Below are 17,017 nucleotides of genomic sequence, written 5' to 3' on the forward strand. Positions count from 1 at the left end.
CCCATGCAAGCCGCAGTCGACTTGATGAAAAGATCCTGCACAGACCCTGGTTCAAATTGGATGTTTAATTTGGTTAGGTAAAATGATATTTCGTGGCATTTCGATAACTCCGGAGTTATGAAAACCATGATCGACAATCGCGTCAAGTTTCGTCATCTGCAGACGTTTGTCGAGGTCGCTCGTCAGAAAAGCGTGATGAAGGCTGCCGAGCTGCTCAATGTCAGCCAGCCCGCGGTGACGAAGACGATCCGCGAGTTGGAAGAGGTGCTTGGTGTGGCCGTCTTCGAGCGCGATGGACGCGGCATCAAGATCACCCGCTATGGCGACGTCTTTCTCCGGCACGCGGGGGCAGCGCTGACGGCACTGCGCCAGGGGCTTGATTCGGTCTCGCAAGAGCGTTTCGGCGAGGCACCGCCGATCCGCATCGGCGCGCTGCCAACGGTGTCGACGCGGATCATGCCGCGGGCGATGGAGCTCTTCTTGAAGGAGAACACCTGGAGCCGCATCAAGATCATCACAGGCGAGAATGCAGTGCTTCTGGAGCAGTTGCGTGTGGGGGACCTTGATCTCGTCGTCGGGCGTCTTGCCGGAGCCGAAAAGATGGCCGGCTTCTCCTTCGAGCATCTCTATTCGGAGCAGGTCGTCTTTGCCGTTCGTGCCGGCCATCCGCTCCTTAAGTCGCGCCAGTCCCTATTCGCGAACCTCAGCGAATACACAGTGCTGATGCCCACACGTGCCTCGATCATTCGCCCGTTCGTGGAAAGCTTTTTGATTGCCAACGGCGTGGCCAGTCTACCGAACCAGATCGAGACGGTTTCGGATTCCTTCGGCCGCGCCTTCGTGCGCTCGAGCAACGCCATCTGGATCATCTCGACAGGCGTCGTGGCGACCGACATCGCCGACGGCTTGCTGGAAGTCTTGCCGATCGACACGAGCGAAACGAAAGGCCCGGTCGGATTGACAATGCGCACCGACGCCATCCCCTCGCTGCCGCTCTCTATCCTGATGCAGACATTGCGGGAAGCGGCAACCGAGATCGCCGCGAAGACCTAGCGACCCTGTTCCCGATACGGCCTGCGTGGTATCGTCCAGCTCGTGCAACTGCGCGTGGGAGCCACACTATGGGAAGTGCAGCCGCGTTACATGGAACATGGCGAATGGTGTCTTGGAAACGAAGGACGGTTGCGTCCGGCACCGTTTCCGACGCGATGGGACCGGACCCGGTCGGTTTCTTATCGTATCAACCGGACGGCAGAATGATGGCATTGGTCGTCAGCAGTGAGCGGCCCGTCTCTAACGGTAAGATGCCGACAGATTCCGAAAAGGTTGCTCTCTTCGATAGCATGCTCGCCTATGCCGGCACCTACACGTTCGATAACGGCCGCGTTATCCACCATGTCGATGCCAGCTGGAATCCGGCCTGGGGTGTCACCGACCTGATTAGGCCATTCTCCATCGACGGCAGCAGGCTGATGATCAGCGGCGCGCCGGGTGTGGATCCCACGACTGGCGAGGAAGTCGTATACGAACTCGAGTTCCGAAAGATCTGAGAGCGGGCGAGCAGCGGTGGGACGCATTGACCACCGCCGCTCTCCATGCACCCTTCCGTGGATGGCGGAAGGGGAGCTAGTAGGGAAGACCGACGTAGTTTTCCGCAAGCGCCGTCGAGGCCGCATTTGAATGCGTGAGATAGTCGAGTTCAGCTTCCTGAATCTTTTGGTCGAAGTCACCGGTATCAGGAAACCGGTGCATCATCGTGGTCATCCACCAGGAGAAACGAACCGCCTTCCAAACTCGCGCGAGCGCCCTTTGCGAATAGGCGTCAATGCCCGCGTTCGAGCGATCCTGGTAGTGCTCTATGAGGCCCGAAAACAGATAATGCACGTCGCTCGCGGCAAGATTGAGGCCTTTGGCACCGGTCGGCGGGACGATATGGGCTGCATCGCCGACCAGGAACATGCGGCCAAAGCGCATCGGTTCGGCAACGAAGGAGCGCAGCGGCGCGATCGACTTCTCGAAGGAAGGCGCGGTAACAAGTGCCTCGGCATGGTGTGCAGGCAGACGTCGGCGCAGCTCGTCCCAGAAGCGGTCGTCGCTCCAGGCGTCGATCTTTTCGTCAAGCGGACACTGGATGTAATAGCGGCTGCGATGCTCAGAACGCATGGAACACAGCGCAAATCCCCGCGGGTGGTTGGCATAGATCAGTTCATGATTGACAGGAGCGACTTCTGCCAGAATTCCAAGCCAACCGAAGGGGTAAACCTTTTCGAATGTGCGCAGCGATTTTTCCGGCACCGCCTTGCGGCTGACGCCGTGAAAACCGTCGCAGCCGGCAATGAAATCGCAGTCTATCCGATGGGCGACGCCATCCTTTTCGTAGCTCACGTGGGGGGCCGTTCCATCGAAGCCGTGCGGCTGAACATTGGCCGCTTCGTAGATCGTCTGGGCGCCGCTGATCTCGCGCCGCTCCATCAAGTCTCGGGTGATTTCCGTTTGCCCGTAGACCATGACGCGCTTGCCGCCAGTCAGGCCAAAAAGGTCGATGCGGTGATCGCGCCCGTCGAAGGCAAGGGAGAAACCATCATGCGGGAGACCTTCGGCATGCAGGCGCGTGCCTGACTTTGCCTCGTCGATGAGACCGACGGTGCCTTCCTCGAGCACTCCAGCGCGCACGCGGCCAAGGATGTAGTCCTTCCCGACCCGATCCAGGATGATGTTGTCGATGCCGGCCTCCGTCAGCAATTGGCCGAGCAAAAGCCCTGATGGGCCGGAGCCGATGATGGCTACCTTGGTGCGCATGGCGTCCTCCCGCACTTGTCTTTTGTCAAATTGTGACGAGGCGCGACGCGATCAGCAATGGACAATTCCATCACGAAATTGCACTAATCGAACACGCGGCGGGCGGAGGCGGAAATGGCCAGGATTGTTCCGACATACGAGCTATACGGCGAGAACACCGGTCGAAAGCCAGATTTTTGGCTGCATTGCGAAACAATTCCATCGCGTAGCAGCCTGCATCATTGGGAGATCCGGCCCCATCGCCATGACAGTTTCTTTCAGATATTGCACATAGATAGCGGTTCCGGGGAGGTCATGTTCTCAGGCGTCCGGCGCGCGATCGAACCACAGTCGGTGATCACTGTTCCTCCCGGCGTCGATCACGGCTTTCGCTTTTCCAAGAACATCGACGGCTTCGTCATTACGGTGCTGAGTTCGCATCTGAAGGCGATACCCGGCGACCGCAGCAGGCTCGGCGAGTGGATGGCTTCTCCGCATCTGACGAAACTCGACATGGAAGATGAGGACGCACGCTACGTCGCGGCTTGCCTGCAGCGGCTCGGGCGCGAGTTTTCGCAACGGCGGGCCGGACGCAATGATCTGCTGGAGTCCTATCTGACGTCGGCCTTGCTACTGACAGCGCGCCTCTCTTCTGAAGGGCAAGAAGATCAGGCGGCCGCCGATGAGAATGAGCGACGCATGGAACTGCTTCACGGCCTGATACAGCGGCATTTCAAGTCGCATGAGCCGGCCGCCTTCTATGCCAGGGCGCTCGGCATCTCGCCGACCCACCTCAACCGGATCGTGCGCGCCACGACCGGCTACGGCGCGCATGAATTGATTGCCCGCAAGCTTCTCGATGAGGCAAAGCGCGAGTTGGTCTTCACCTTTGGCAGCGTCCAGGAGATCGCCTATCGCCTTGGTTTCTCGGATCCCGCCTATTTCTCGCGCTTCTTCCTCAAGCAGGCCGGCCAGACGCCCAGGTCATGGCGCATGGCGGAGCGAGCCAAGCTTGGCGTCTAGCTGCTATCTGACATCAGCATTTGCAAGCAACCTGCCTTAGGCATCGCTCGGCGCACGGACTATTCCCCGGCAAAACTGCGCTGGAGGTGAAGGTCGATAGGAGTTGTCAGGCGTTGCTTTATCTGCCGTGAAGCGGCTCATTGGGGTGCGGCAATACGAATAGGACGGGTTCCGACCGGCGCGCCGGTCGCGCGGTCGATGGTGACAGGATCGATCTCCGTTCCGGTCTCGGCGTCGAAGAAGCGCGTCACCTTGCCCCCGCCGCGATGCTTGCGTCCCCAGGCGCCGATCGCAAACAGAACCGGCAGAAAGTCGCGACCTGCTTGCGTCAGCACATATTCGTCCCGGGGCGGACGGTCTGAATAGCGGCGTTTCTCCAGCAGCCCCTCCTCGGTGAGGGCTGAAAGCCGCCCCGTCAGCATCGTCGGCGCGATACCGAGGCTCTTGCGGAAATCATCGAAGCGGGTCAGCCCCGCATGGGCGTCGCGCATGATCAGCATGCTCCATGCGTCTCCCACAAGCGCCAGACTGCGGGCGATCAGGCAGGGTTGGTCCGAAAGATTCTTCATGTCGATATCTTTTTAGTAGTGACTTGATACTGATTTGATAGTAACTGATTGGTCATCGATGTTCCATGACAAAATGAAAGCGGAAGCCGATGAGTAAAAGAGAACGCGGCATTGCCCTGGTCACGGGCGCTTCCTCGGGCATTGGACTGGTGACCGCGCAAGCCCTGCGGCGCGATGGCTATCGTGTCTTCGGCACCAGCCGAAAGCCGATGGCCGATACGCTCGATGGGATCGCGATGCTGATCTGCGATGTCATCGACGACCAATCCGTGCAGACCGTCGTCGACGAGGTTCTAAGCCGGGAAGGGCGGATCGATCTGCTCGTCAACAATGCCGGGATCGGCTTGCTCGGCGGCGCCGAGGAATCGACGACGGCGCAGGCGAAAGCGGTATTCGACGTCAACGTCTTCGGCACCATGCGAATGACGAATACGGTCCTGCCGGTGATGAGACGGCAGCGCCGAGGCCGGATCATCAACCTTAGCTCCATACTCGGGCTGATCCCGGCTCCCTATAACGCGCTCTACGCATCGACCAAGCACGCCATCGAAGGCTATTCGGAATCTCTCGACCACGAAGTGCGAACGCAGGGCATCCGCGTCGTGCTCGTCGAACCCGGTGTCACCCGCACCGCCTTCGAAGAGAACATAGCGCGACCGGACCGACCACTTGCCGTCTACGATGCGGCGCGCGCCAGCGCGCAGAGGCTGATGCGCGAAATCGTCGCGAAGGGCGATGCAGCCGAGGTGGTCGCCAAAGCCATCGTCCGGGCAGCCAACGCGGCATCGCCCAAGAGACGTTACACTGCCGGAAAAGCGGCAGGACAGGTCCGCTTCATCCGCCGCTTTCTGCCCGAGTCCTTCGTTGACAAGAGCCTTCGCAAATTCAACAGGCTTCCCGATTGAGCGTTCATCGCTGCACTACCGGCGCTGCCGGCTCACACAGAAACGAAAGTTCGTATGATGAAAGCATTCCTGATCGATCGCTATAGGAAAGGCGGCGCCCTACAGCTCGGCCAAAGTCCTGAACCGCAGTTGCGTGACAACGACGTCATAGTCGAGATTCATGCCGCTGGCGTGAACCTCCTGGACGGCAAGATCCGGGACGGAGAGTTCAAACTGATCCTGCCCTACCGCCTTCCGCTGGTACTCGGTAACGATGTCGCGGGCGTTGTGGTCCGAGTGGGGGCCAATGTCCGGCGATTCAAGCCCGGTGACGAGGTCTATGCCCGTCCGGCCCAGGATCGGATCGGCACATTTGCAGAGTATATCGCCATGGACCAGGCCGATGTAGCAATGAAGCCCGCCAATCTGACCATGGAAGAGGCAGCATCCATTCCGCTTGTCGCGCTGACGGCGTGGCAGGTGCTTGTGGAGCGAGCCAACTTGCGCAAGGGGCAGAAGGTTCTGATCCATGCCGGCTCGGGCGGCGTGGGCACGATCGCGATCCAGCTTGCCAAGCATCTCGGCGCATATGTGGCCACGACCACGAGCACGGCAAATGTCGCTCTTGTGAAAAGTCTCGGCGCAGACGTCGTGGTCGACTACAAGAAGGATAATTTCGAAAAAGTGCTGCAAGGCTATGACGTCGTGCTGAACAGCCTAGGGAAGGAGACGCTGGACAAATCCCTTGCAGTTTTGAAACCCGGCGGGAAGCTGATCTCGATTTCCGGTCCGCCCGATCCGGACTTTGCCAGGCAGAACGGCTCTGGCTGGCTCCTGCAACAGGTCATGCGTCTGCTAAGTCTCGGCATCAGGAGAAAATCGAAACGCCAGGGGATCAACTACTCGTTTCTCTTCATGACAGCGAACGGCGGACAGCTTGGAAAGATCACCTCCCTGATCGAGGCGGGTAACATACGCCCGGTGATTGATCAGGTCTTCCCGTTCGAGAGGACCAATGAGGCGCTGGATTATGTCGAAACGGGTCGTGCGAAGGGGAAGGTCGTTGTCGCGGTGAAGTGACGCCGGCTGATTGGCACAGACACCGCAAAATCGAAGACATGTTCGCAAAACTCAAGGACAGTTGTCGTATTCACACCCGATGTGACCGCTGCGAACACATCTTCTTCTCAAGCGCATGCATAGCGCCTGCCAGCATCTTCTAGCTCTGATTTGTGAGCGCCGAGCCTAGCGCAGCACGAGGCGCAGCGCCTTTTGTGTCTCCCTGAGCAGTGGCAGGTAGCGAGCCGGCATGTCCGCGGCTGGCGCGTGCGCGGCCGGCGCGCCGATGTTGATTGCCGCCACCGTTTGCCCGCGATCGTTCTCGACAGGAACTGCAATAGAGCAAAGGCCGATTTCCAGCTCCTGATCGATCACGGCGTAACCCTGCGCGCGCACGCGCCGGAATTCGGTCACCAGTTCCTCGACATCCGTCTTGGTGTTCGGCGTATTGGGCTTGAGGTCGGTGCGGGCAAGGATTGCTCTGGCGTCTGCCTCTGGGAGCGCTGCCAACAGGACACGCCCCATCGAGGCACAGAAGGCGGGAAGACGGCTGCCAGGCGTCAGGTTGATCGACATGACACGACGCTGCGAGGCGCGCGCGATGTAGACGATTTCCGTGTTGTCGAGCACGGAGGCAGATGCGCTCTGCCCGGCTTTTTCTGACAGTTGATCCAGATGCGGCTGAATTAGGACGGGTAGGGGCGTTGCCGAGAGGTAGGCATGCCCTAGACGCAGGATCTTCGGCGTCAGGGCGAAGAACTTGCCGTCGTAGTCGGCATAGCCGAGCTCGGCGAGTGTCAGCAATGAGCGCCGAACCGTGGCGCGGTCGAGGCCGGTCAGCTTCGCGGCCTGCGCAATCGAAAGACGCTGGCGCGTCTCCTCGAAGGCTTCGATCACCTTCAATCCTCGAGCAAACCCGCTGACAAAATCAGTTTCACGCATCGCCGTTCTCCTTGCTGCAGTTTGTGCGATATACGAACAAATGTCAAATAACGCACAAAATATTTGACGACGGTTTTGCGGAGGCGCTTATTGGCGCGCATTCGACAGCAGATTGCGGGAGGCCATATGGCGAAGATCGTATCGTTGAAGGAAGCCGTCGCCGAGAACATAAGGGATGGCGACACCGTCGCCATGGAGGGCTTCACCCATCTCATCCCCTATGCCGCCGGCCACGAGGTGATCCGCCAGGGCAAGAGGGACCTTTTCCTGATCCGCATGACCCCGGACATTCTCTACGACCAACTGATCGGGGTCGGAGCTGCGCGCGGCATGAAATTCTCCTGGGGCGGCAATCCGGGCGTTGGCTCGTTGCACCGTTTCCGCGATGCCGTAGAAAATCAGTGGCCGCGGCCGCTGGAGATTGAAGAACACAGCCATGCCGCCATGGCCAATGCCTACGAGGCAGGCGCTGCGAACCTGCCCTTCGCAGCGCTGCGCGGCTACATCGGCGCCGATCTTCCGAAGGTCAATCCGAACATCAAAACCGTGACATGCCCGTTCACGGGCGAGGTCCTTGCCGCCGTTCCGGCCATTCGCCCCGATGTCACGATCATTCACGCGCTGCGGGCCGACCGCAAGGGCAACGTCCTGCTCGAAGGCATTGTCGGCGTCCAGAAGGAGGCGGTTCTCGCCGCCAGACGCTCGATCGTGACGGTCGAGGAGATCGTCGACGCGCTCGACCCGCCATCGCCGAACTCCGTCGTGCTGCCGACCTGGGCTGTAACCGCCGTCGCGAAAGTTCCAGGCGGCGCATTCCCGTCCTATGCACAGGGCTACTATCCGCGCTCCAATGCCTTCTACATCGCTTGGGACGAGATCGCCCGCGATCGCGACACCTTCCTGAAATGGATCGACGAGAACGTCATGCAGGCAAGCCCCGAAGACTTCGCCAAGCATGCCAAGAAGGTTGCGTGAGGAGGCCAGGATGAACGACTTTACCCCCACCGAAATGATGACCATTGCCGCAGCGCGCGCGCTGACCAATGACGATGTCTGCTTCGTCGGCATCGGCGCGCCGTCGGCCGCCTGCAACGTTGCACGCCTGACCCATGCACCTGATATCACGCTCATCTACGAGAGCGGCACGGTCGGTACGAAGCCGGATGTGCTGCCGCTCTCGATCGGCGATGGCGAACTTTGCGACACTGCACTCTTTACCGTCTCGGTGCCGGAAATGTTCCGCTACTGGCTGCAGGGCGGCCGCATCACCACCGGCTTCCTCGGCGGTGCCCAGATCGACAAGTTCGCCAACCTGAACACCACGGTCGTCGGTCCCTATGACCATCCCAAGGTTCGCCTGCCGGGTGGCGGCGGGGCGCCGGAGATCGCCAGCAATTGCGGCCAGATCTTCATCACCATGGCGCTTTCCAAGCGTGGCTTCGTGGAGAAACTACCCTTCATCACCTCGATGGGTCACGGCGAAGGCGGCGATCACCGAGAGCGCCTCGGCATGAAGACCAAGGGCCCGACCCGCGTTATCACCGATCTGTGCATTCTCGAGCCGGCTCCGGTGACGAAAGAACTCACCGTTGTCTCGATCCATCATGGCGTCAACCGGGAGCAGATCGTCGAGAACTGCGGCTGGGTGATCAAGTTCGCCGACCATGTGATCGAGACGCCGGTTCCAACCGAAATCGAACTTGCGACGCTGCGCGACATCAATGCGCGCACCAAGAAAGCCCATCAGGGCGACAAGGAGGCCGCGTAGAATGGCTGACGCTTACATCTGTGACTATATCCGCACGCCGATCGGCCGCTTTGGCGGCTCGCTCTCGACCGTTCGCGCCGATGACCTCGGCGCCGTACCACTGAAGGCGCTGCTGGAGCGCAACGGCAAGGTCGATTGGGAAACCGTCGACGACGTCATCTTCGGCTGCGCCAACCAGGCCGGCGAGGACAACCGCAACGTTGCCCGCATGTCGTCGCTGCTCGCTGGCCTGCCCGTCTGCGTGTCCGGCACAACAATCAACCGCCTATGCGGTTCGGGTATGGATGCCGTGATTGCGGCAGCCCGTGCGATCCGTGCCGGCGAAGCGGACCTGATGATTGCCGGCGGCGTGGAAAGCATGTCGCGCGCACCCTTCGTCATGCCGAAGGCCGAGACGGCCTTTTCGCGCAATGCCGAGATCTACGACACCACGATCGGCTGGCGCTTCATCAATCCCCTGATGAAGAAGCAGTACGGCGTCGACTCGATGCCGGAGACGGGCGAAAACGTCGCCGAGGACTACAAGGTTTCGCGCGAGGACCAGGACGCCTTTGCCGTTCGCAGTCAGGCCAAGGCCGCCGCCGCGCAGGCCAATGGCCGGCTGGCAAAGGAGATCACCTCCGTCTCCATCGCCCAGCGCAAGGGCGAACCCATGATCGTTGAGAAGGACGAACATCCGCGCGCAACGACGATGGAAGCGCTTGCCAAGCTTTCCACTCCCTTCAGGAAGGAAGGCGGATCGGTGACGGCCGGCAACGCATCCGGCGTCAACGATGGCGCTGCTGCCCTTGTCATCGCGAGCGAGGCTGCTGCCAGGAAACATGGGCTGACGCCAATCGCCCGCATCCTTGGCGGAGCAACCGGCGCCGTGCCGCCGCGTATCATGGGCATCGGCCCTGTTCCAGCCTCGCGAAAGCTGATGGCCCGGCTCGGAATGACACAGGACCAGTTCGATGTGATCGAACTCAACGAGGCCTTTGCGTCGCAGGGGCTGGCAGTTCTGCGCGAACTCGGCATTGCCGATGACGACGGCCGCGTCAACCGAAATGGCGGGGCGATCGCGCTTGGCCATCCGCTTGGCATGTCCGGCGCGCGCATCACCGGCACCGCTGCGCTCGAGCTGCGCCAAACCGGTGGACGCTATTCTCTCTCGACCATGTGCATCGGCGTCGGCCAGGGAATTGCAATTGCCCTCGAGCGGGTCTGAAATGTTGCAAAAGGAAACGGCGGGGGATGCCGCGCCGTTTCCGCTTGGCGCCTGTCTTACGGCATCAACTGGCCACCATTAACCTCGATGACCTGTCCGGTCACGTAGCCTGAGAGCGTCGGAGAAGCGAGGAAGAGATAGGCGCCGACACAATCCTCGGGCGTCCCGACGAACCCCATCGGAATGGATTTGCGTTGGATCTCCATCTGCTCGTCGTTCGTATAGCGATCATGAAACGGCGTGGCGATAACACCGGGCGCCACCGCATTGACACGGATGCGATCGGGAACGAACTCCTTGGCATGGCCGCGGGTAATGGTCGAGACGAACCCCTTTGACGCAGCATAGAGCACGGCTCCGTTGCCACCGCCGTTGCGCGCCGCAATCGAGGTCGTGTTGATGATGAAGCCGCCCTGTTTCTTCAGCCAGGGATGGGCTGCGCGCGTGGCGGCAAGCACCGAGCGCGCGTTCAGATCCATGACCTTCGTGTAGTGTTCGTCGGTATATTCGGCGGTCGGCTTGCGGCCAAGCATGCCGCCGGCATTGTTGATCAGCCCGTCGAGATGCCCGAAGGTTCTGGCCGTCTCCTCGACGACGCGTTCCGTCTCGCCCTCCTTCGATACGTCGCCATGAACGAGGTGCACGGTACCACCAGCTGCCCGTATTTCGTCGGCAAGCGCTTCAGCGGGCTCCCGGCTCGCATTGTAGTGAATGCCGACCTTCATCTCCTGGGCGGCAAAGGCTGGCGCAAGCGCTGCCCCGATACCAGTCGAAGCGCCGGTGATCAGCACCGCCTTGCCGGCAAGGTCCGGAATTTTGATGGATGCAAGCAATTGAGCAAGATTTGCCATGGCAGCGATAGCCTCCAGGAAATTGATGGGACGGGTGAGGGCAAGTTGGTTGCAAGGAGCTTATCAGCCACCATCGACACGGGGCAATGCCATATCCGCTATGGCGCCAGATCGAGTTCCGGATAGTGCCGAAAGATCCCTTCCTCGTTGAAGGCGAGCCGGCGTTCCGACCGTAAATACGCGGCGATGTTCGGCCGCTTGGCGACAGCATCGTGCAGCCCTGTCAGCCCCGGATAGTTAGCCGCATAGGCATTCATGGCTTTCGGAAAGGCATACCGCAGACCCTCAATCACCTGAAATAGCGACAGATCGACGTAGCTCAGCGTATCGCCGACGATGTGGCTTAATCCCCTTTGATTTTGTTGCAGCACTTGTTCGAAGTAACCGAGAAATTTCGGAATGCGTTCAACGATAAAAGCTTGGGAGCGGGCTTTTGCCGCTTCCTTCTGATCCTCGTAGTAGAGCGATGTCGCGATGGGGTGATGCGTGTCGTGCACCTCCGCCACCAGATCCGTGATCGTCAGCTGCAAGCCGTTGGCGACGTAACGCAGCTTTTCATCGTCCGGCGCAAGAGCGAGTTTCGGACCGAGATAGAAAAGAATGTTGGCCACATGCGAGACAATAAGCTCGCCATCTTTGAGAAACGGTGGCGCGAATGGAATGTGGGGTTCATTCTTGCTCCTCATAAGCTCCAGCATGGCGCCCGTGCCCATCCCGCGTCCGGACTGTCTGGACACGTCGACATAGTCCGCCAGGGCGTCTTCCAACGCCAGGCGCACGAACTCGCCACGGCCTTGAATACCATCCCAATAATAGAGTTCATACGCCATAAGTTCCTCCCGGTGGCCAGCATCAGTCATCAGTGATGCGTATGCTGCTCGTTGCGCTTGCGGGTCGCAGCGGCCTTCTTTGCGGAAGCGGAGCGCTCGGCTGCGGAGCGCGATGCGGAGGCGGCACCGCCTTTGCGCCCACCCTTTTCGGATGCCTCGTGGGTATCCTTCTTGCCCCGGCCGGAACCGGATTTGTTGCCGCCGCCGCTTTCCTTGTTGACCGTCGCCCACGCCCGCCGTTCGGCCTCCTTGGTGGAAACGCCGCGTTCCTCGTAGCCTTCCTCGATGTGTTCGGCCTTGCGCTTTTGCTTGTCCGTATAAGCGGACTTATCGCCTCTTGGCATGACTGCTTCCTTTCCGACAAAAAAAGGCAACCAACAACTTCGTGAAAAGTTCCAGCGACGCGTCAATGCACGGGCGGCCGCCTGGCGACTTTGAAAAGAGGCACTGCGACCCCGTCGGCCTATTTGCGATAGTACTTGCGCGAAGCCGCCATCATCTTTTCGAAGGTGCGAAAATGCAGCGCAGACCGTGTGTCAGGGAAGAACAATGCGACCAGGTTGTCGATCGCATAGACAAGGATCAGCGCGAGGGCCAGATAGGTGATAGCGGCGATGACGAGAACGGTCATTCTACCCTCAACGGCGCAATGAAGGGATAGCACTCCCGATACGAACAAGGATGTGCGAAGTAGCTTCTGCTCATGCCGATGCTCCCACTGCCGCTATCAACATCCGGGTGGGAGTTTGGTTCCATTGCCAATTGCCGCCGCAGCATTTTTTCCGCTACGTCAAAGCTATGCGGGTTCATCTGTGGTTCGTCCCCCGAAGCGCCCTTCGCGCTCCCTTGGAAATCGATAGAGCAGAAGCAATGCAATCATGTGACGGAGAGCGCCACCGTGATCCTCCGTCACAGTCGAAACCAGATGGTCACGCCGATTTGCGGCTGGCTGTTTTCTTCGGAGCCGCAGCCTTCGCGGCGCCATTCGCTTTTGGAGAGGAGGTGGCGCGCTTGCGCGTCTTCACTTCCTTGCCATCCAGAGATGCGGCGGACCCTTCAAGCGCCTGGCGCTCGGCCCGGGCTTGCTCCCAATGTGCGAAATCTCGTCCCGCTGGCCGCCCTTCCTCTTCCCAAAGCGCATAGGCACGTTTCTTGATCCACTCTTCGCGAGTTTCTGTCATCGCCGATCTCCTCAGATAATGCCCGTGGTCTAACGCGATACTGGCGCCAGAGTTCCAGAGGAATCACGCTGATTCAAGCAATTTTTGACACGCTGCAAAAAGAAATTCTGCATTGCAGCATTCAGCCATTGAACGGCGCGCGCATTTTTGCTTCCGGGCGAACGATTTGACGCAAGAAAGGCGGGCCACTTCACGACCATGGGTGCACAATTGAACGCCGCAGCTTTAGCGTTATAGTTCAATGCAATGTTTTATCTCATATCGACCTATTGGCCGCATATTCTATTCGTTGTTTCGCTCGCCATGGGCGCCGCGGCAGCGATCCACGCAGCCATGACCAAGGAGGAGGTGCGCGCCGCGATCGGCTGGGTCGGCGTGATCATCCTCTCGCCGATCATCGGCGCCGTACTCTATGCGCTCGCCGGCATCAATCGTATCCGCCGCGCTTCGCTCAGCCTTCGGCGCGATGCCCTGATCCCCGAAGCGGACCTCGATGAGCTGGAAAGCTTCGACGCCGACACCGATATCGTCATCAGCGGTTTCGGCCGTCGCTTCGCCGCCCTCCAGACGCTCGGTGACCGCGTCGCCCGCAATCCGCTCGCAACCGGCAACGCGATCGACATGCTGGAGACGGGCGACGACTGCTATGGCGCAATGAAGGCGGCGATCGACAGCGCCAAGCGGAGCGTTCTCCTTGAGACTTACATCTTTGACCGTGATCCAATCGGACTGAGGATAGCCGATTCCCTCATTGCCGCGGTAAAGCGGGGTGTCGAGGTACGCGTGCTGATCGATGCCGTCGGCGCCCGCTATTCCGTGCCGAGCATACTCGGTTACCTTGCCGATGGCGGCGTTACCGTCTCGGTCTTCAATGGAAACGTCATCATCGGGTTGCGTTTGCCCTATGCGAACCTGCGCACCCACCGCAAGATCCTCATTGCCGATGGCCGCATCGCGCTGACGGGCGGCATGAACATCCGGGCAGGTTTCACACGCGAAATGGCCGGAGAGAACTTCGCCCGCGACACCCATTTCAGCGTCACCGGGCCTGTTGTCGCCGATCTCCTCAACGTCGCGGCCGAGGACTGGCGCTTCACCACCGGAGAGATCCTGCAAGGGGAGGCATGGCGAACCGCGATGCCCGAACGGCAGCCCGGCGATCCCGTCTTCATCCGCGTCGTGGCCTCCGGGCCAGACCGAAGCATCGAGACGAACCACAAGATGCTGATGGGCGCCTTCTCCATTGCGCGCAAATCGATCCGCATCATGTCCCCCTACTTCCTGCCGGACCGCGAGCTGATCAGTGCACTGGCGACAGCGGCACGACGTGGTGTCGAGGTTGATATCATCATTCCGGCTGTCAACAACCTCGTTTTGGTCGACCGGGCGATGACCGCGCAATTCGATCAGATCCTCAGCAGCTATTGCCGCATCTGGCGCTCCAGCGGCGCCTTCAGCCACTCCAAACTGCTGTCGATCGACGGGGTCTGGTCCTATGTCGGGTCGTCCAACCTCGATCCGAGATCGCTGCGGCTGAATTTCGAGATCGACCTGGAAGTGCTGAACGAAGGCTTTGCCAACGAAATCGACGAGCGTATCGACGAAGCCATCAAATCGGCTTCGCCGGTCACGCTGCAGGGGCTACGCGCGCGTCCTTTCCCAGTCCGGCTGATTGAGAAGGTCCTGTGGCTCGGATCGCCTTACTTGTAGCGGATTTCTGGGGTTATGACGTGGCAACTTCCAATGCCCGGCCTATAATCCGGTTAGAACTCTTCGATCAACGGGGCGCCAGCAAACTCCGATGCATGCCAGAAAAGAAAGCCTGCCGGCCAAAATACTTGCGTCGATCCGCAATCGAAAAAGGCGGTTGGATGCAGCACATTCGGAGGAAAAACCGCGCTCGGATGGCACTCTAATAGCTTCCTACAACGTCCACAAATGCGTCGGCAACGACCGGCGCTTCGACCCGGAACGCACCAGCCGCGTCATCCACGAAATCGATGCCGATGTGATCGCGCTGCAGGAAGCCGACACCCGATTTGGCGAGCGTACGGGCATTCTCGATCTTGGCAGATTGGAACGGGAGACCGGACTGATCCCGGTGCCGGTTAACGGCATGGCAAAGGCTCACGGCTGGCACGGCAATGTTGTGCTCTTCAAGAAGGGGTTGGTCCGCGATGTTCACCAGATCAACCTCCCTGGGCTGGAGCCGCGCGGCGCGCTTGTTGCCGAGCTTGATCTGGAGAGCGGCGGGGCCTTGCGCATCATCGCCGCCCATTTCGGCCTGCTTCGCCATTCGCGCGCGCAGCAGGCCAAGATGCTGGTCGAGCTGATGGCCAGGAAGAGCGAGGTCCCGACCATCCTGCTCGGCGACCTCAATGAATGGCGACTTGGCGACCGTTCATCGTTGCACACGTTCCAGTCCGCGTTTGGTCCGCAGCCTATGGCAGTTCCAAGCTTTCCTGCACGACTTCCCGTGCTCGCTCTCGATCGTATCATGGCAAACCGCAAGGGCGTCGTGACAGCAGTCGAAGCCCACGACACGCCGCTCGCCCGCGTCGCTTCCGATCACCTGCCGGTCAAGGCAGTGGTCAATCTCAAGCGGGTGGAGGAGCTGAGCACGAAGAGCTAGCCTTCATCGACAATCTCTGCGCTTCCTTTTGTATCCACATCGCACGGCACCGTCGTGATCGCGGTCGAAGCCTTGACACTGCCTGCGATCATGGCAGGTTTCTGCTCATCTCGACAGACACCTTGGACGAGGAGGTTGCGTGGTGCTTGTGGCCGGGGCTTTGCGACATGGGGCCGATGTGTTGCGTGGGCGTACATCGGCGGCGATTGCCGCCGCGATGACAAAAGGCAGGGTCGCGTGGTTGGCGACGGGCCTCGCCATCGCGCTTTTGCCGGCATCCGCCCGGGCCGAGGACCCTCCACCCCAGACTGAAGCCTCAAAGCAACAGATTGAGAAGCTCGTCGAAACGTGGGGGCAGTACTACCACAAAGCCGACAGCCTGCGCGACCGGCGGCAAGCCTTCGAAGACCTGATGGAATCCACTCCCGAGCCGACGCGCGTCCAAATCAGGTCCGTCGATGCCGGCGGTGTCGATGCGCAGCTCATCTGGCCGGCAAGACTGCATCATCCGCTCGGCCGGAGAGCCATTCTCTATGTTCACGGCGGCGGCTTTTACAGCGGTTCGTTGCGCACGCACCGAGCAATAGCCGGCGCGCTGGCCAAGGCAGCGTCAGCCGATGTGCTTCTCATCGACTACCGGCTCGCGCCCGACAACCCGTATCCGACCCAGATCGATGATACGTTGACCGCTTATCGGTGGCTGCTCGACTCCGGCTACGAGAACGACAACATCGTGCTCGTCGGCGAATCCGTCGGCGGGAACCTGGCGATTGAAGCCACGCTGCGGCAGATGCGAGTGAGGGGACCGCTACCCGCGGCCGTGGTTGCCATGAGCCCGCTCACCGACCTGGCCGCCACAGGCGCTTCATTGATGGCGAACGCCAGCACCGATCCGCTGATCGACGCAGCTCAACTGGATCTCATACGCAAGGCCTATCTCGGAACACGCTCGCCCGCTGATCCCATGGTGTCGCCCCTTTACGGTGATATGACCGGGTTTCCGCCATTGCTTATGCAGGTCGGTTCGGGCGAGGCGCTTCTGGACGACACCTTGCGGTTGGCCGATACGGCCCGAAAGGCCGGCGTCGATGTCGAGACCGAGATCTGGCCCGGCATGATCCATCAGTGGCAGCTCTTCCCGTTCTGGATCGATGACGCAAGAAGGTCGAACCAGCGCATTGCGGATTACGCGATTAAACATTTTGCTGACAAGCCACAACCGTAGTTTGCCCGATATCGGTACAACCGACGGCCAGCGCCTTTTCAAGCAATTGATATAGCTATATATTTTTC

General features: G+C 60.2%; 19 protein-coding genes. 11 read left to right on the top strand and 8 right to left on the bottom strand.

Annotated features, from left to right (window positions below):
• Positions 1-126: 126 nt before the first annotated feature.
• Together pcaQ and PMI09_RS14245 are read left to right on the top strand one after the other, a co-directional pair.
• Positions 127-1,053 carry a pca operon transcription factor PcaQ gene (gene pcaQ / locus PMI09_RS14240; RefSeq protein ID WP_007795019.1) on the top strand — a complete coding sequence of 309 codons (927 nt, stop codon included), beginning with the start codon at positions 127-129 and terminating at the stop codon, positions 1,051-1,053.
• Positions 1,054-1,121: 68 nt separating this feature from the next.
• The gene (locus PMI09_RS14245; RefSeq protein ID WP_007795024.1) at positions 1,122-1,550 is read left to right on the top strand and encodes a lipocalin-like domain-containing protein; all 429 of its coding nucleotides are present in this window, start codon (positions 1,122-1,124) and stop codon (positions 1,548-1,550) included.
• Positions 1,551-1,626: 76 nt separating this feature from the next.
• On the opposite strand, the gene pobA is transcribed toward PMI09_RS14245, so the two are convergent.
• On the bottom strand, positions 1,627-2,799 hold the full coding sequence (gene pobA / locus PMI09_RS14250; RefSeq protein ID WP_007795026.1) for a 4-hydroxybenzoate 3-monooxygenase: 1,173 nt from the start codon (positions 2,797-2,799) through the stop codon (positions 1,627-1,629).
• Between the two features lie 114 nt (positions 2,800-2,913).
• On the opposite strand from pobA, the gene PMI09_RS14255 reads away from it, so the two are divergent.
• Positions 2,914-3,801 (top strand): helix-turn-helix domain-containing protein, encoded by an 888-nt coding sequence (locus PMI09_RS14255; protein ID WP_007795028.1) that lies wholly within the window; start codon positions 2,914-2,916, stop codon positions 3,799-3,801.
• Positions 3,802-3,938: 137 nt separating this feature from the next.
• On the opposite strand, the gene PMI09_RS14260 is transcribed toward PMI09_RS14255, so the two are convergent.
• Positions 3,939-4,370, bottom strand: a complete 432-nt coding sequence (locus PMI09_RS14260; RefSeq protein ID WP_007795032.1) for a winged helix-turn-helix transcriptional regulator — start codon at positions 4,368-4,370, stop codon at positions 3,939-3,941.
• A gap of 89 nt (positions 4,371-4,459) precedes the next feature.
• Between PMI09_RS14260 and PMI09_RS14265 the strand changes: the two genes are divergently transcribed.
• Together PMI09_RS14265 and PMI09_RS14270 are read left to right on the top strand one after the other, a co-directional pair.
• Positions 4,460-5,275 (top strand): oxidoreductase, encoded by an 816-nt coding sequence (locus tag PMI09_RS14265; protein WP_007795035.1) that lies wholly within the window; start codon positions 4,460-4,462, stop codon positions 5,273-5,275.
• A gap of 57 nt (positions 5,276-5,332) precedes the next feature.
• Positions 5,333-6,334, top strand: coding sequence for an NADP-dependent oxidoreductase (locus PMI09_RS14270; RefSeq protein ID WP_007795038.1), 1,002 nt, complete (start codon positions 5,333-5,335; stop codon positions 6,332-6,334).
• A gap of 165 nt (positions 6,335-6,499) precedes the next feature.
• Here PMI09_RS14270 and PMI09_RS14275 read toward each other — a convergent pair whose 3' ends face one another.
• The gene (locus tag PMI09_RS14275) at positions 6,500-7,255 is read right to left on the bottom strand and encodes an IclR family transcriptional regulator domain-containing protein (protein ID WP_007795041.1); all 756 of its coding nucleotides are present in this window, start codon (positions 7,253-7,255) and stop codon (positions 6,500-6,502) included.
• Between the two features lie 126 nt (positions 7,256-7,381).
• Here PMI09_RS14275 and PMI09_RS14280 point away from each other — a divergent pair, with 126 nt between their 5' ends.
• Genes PMI09_RS14280 through pcaF form a run of 3 tightly spaced genes read left to right on the top strand, consistent with a single transcriptional unit; the run spans position 7,382 to position 10,230 of the window.
• Positions 7,382-8,230 carry a CoA transferase subunit A gene (locus tag PMI09_RS14280; RefSeq protein ID WP_007795045.1) on the top strand — a complete coding sequence of 283 codons (849 nt, stop codon included), beginning with the start codon at positions 7,382-7,384 and terminating at the stop codon, positions 8,228-8,230.
• A gap of 10 nt (positions 8,231-8,240) precedes the next feature.
• Positions 8,241-9,023 carry a CoA-transferase subunit beta gene (locus PMI09_RS14285; RefSeq protein ID WP_007795048.1) on the top strand — a complete coding sequence of 261 codons (783 nt, stop codon included), beginning with the start codon at positions 8,241-8,243 and terminating at the stop codon, positions 9,021-9,023.
• A 1-nt stretch (position 9,024) separates the two neighbouring features.
• A complete protein-coding gene (pcaF, locus tag PMI09_RS14290) occupies positions 9,025-10,230 on the top strand; it encodes a 3-oxoadipyl-CoA thiolase (protein ID WP_007795050.1) in 1,206 nt (401 codons plus the stop codon).
• Positions 10,231-10,286: 56 nt separating this feature from the next.
• Here pcaF and PMI09_RS14295 read toward each other — a convergent pair whose 3' ends face one another.
• From PMI09_RS14295 to PMI09_RS14310, 5 genes are all read right to left on the bottom strand, one after another.
• Positions 10,287-11,081 carry an SDR family NAD(P)-dependent oxidoreductase gene (locus PMI09_RS14295; protein ID WP_007795052.1) on the bottom strand — a complete coding sequence of 265 codons (795 nt, stop codon included), beginning with the start codon at positions 11,079-11,081 and terminating at the stop codon, positions 10,287-10,289.
• Positions 11,082-11,179: 98 nt separating this feature from the next.
• Positions 11,180-11,911: a glutathione S-transferase gene (locus PMI09_RS14300; protein WP_007795055.1), complete on the bottom strand. Its 732-nt coding sequence runs from the start codon at positions 11,909-11,911 to the stop codon at positions 11,180-11,182.
• Between the two features lie 29 nt (positions 11,912-11,940).
• Complete coding sequence (locus PMI09_RS14305) at positions 11,941-12,255, bottom strand: hypothetical protein (protein WP_007795058.1); 315 nt, start codon at positions 12,253-12,255, stop codon at positions 11,941-11,943.
• Between the two features lie 119 nt (positions 12,256-12,374).
• A complete protein-coding gene (locus tag PMI09_RS31740; protein WP_007795061.1) occupies positions 12,375-12,542 on the bottom strand; it encodes a hypothetical protein in 168 nt (55 codons plus the stop codon).
• Positions 12,543-12,840: 298 nt separating this feature from the next.
• Entirely contained in the window at positions 12,841-13,092 is a 252-nt protein-coding gene (locus tag PMI09_RS14310; protein ID WP_007795063.1) for a DUF2934 domain-containing protein, read from the bottom strand.
• 246 nt (positions 13,093-13,338) lie between these two features.
• On the opposite strand from PMI09_RS14310, the gene PMI09_RS14315 reads away from it, so the two are divergent.
• The 3 genes from PMI09_RS14315 (at position 13,339) to PMI09_RS14325 (ending at position 16,949) form a co-directional block, all read left to right on the top strand.
• Entirely contained in the window at positions 13,339-14,802 is a 1,464-nt protein-coding gene (locus PMI09_RS14315) for a phospholipase D-like domain-containing protein (protein ID WP_007795065.1), read from the top strand.
• Positions 14,803-14,893: 91 nt separating this feature from the next.
• Positions 14,894-15,724 carry an endonuclease/exonuclease/phosphatase family protein gene (locus PMI09_RS14320; RefSeq protein WP_007795070.1) on the top strand — a complete coding sequence of 277 codons (831 nt, stop codon included), beginning with the start codon at positions 14,894-14,896 and terminating at the stop codon, positions 15,722-15,724.
• 217 nt (positions 15,725-15,941) lie between these two features.
• Positions 15,942-16,949 carry an alpha/beta hydrolase gene (locus tag PMI09_RS14325; protein WP_037083113.1) on the top strand — a complete coding sequence of 336 codons (1,008 nt, stop codon included), beginning with the start codon at positions 15,942-15,944 and terminating at the stop codon, positions 16,947-16,949.
• Positions 16,950-17,017 lie beyond the last annotated feature (68 nt).

Source organism: Rhizobium sp. CF122 (assembly GCF_000282035.1).
In the GTDB taxonomy this organism is placed as follows: domain Bacteria; phylum Pseudomonadota; class Alphaproteobacteria; order Rhizobiales; family Rhizobiaceae; genus Rhizobium.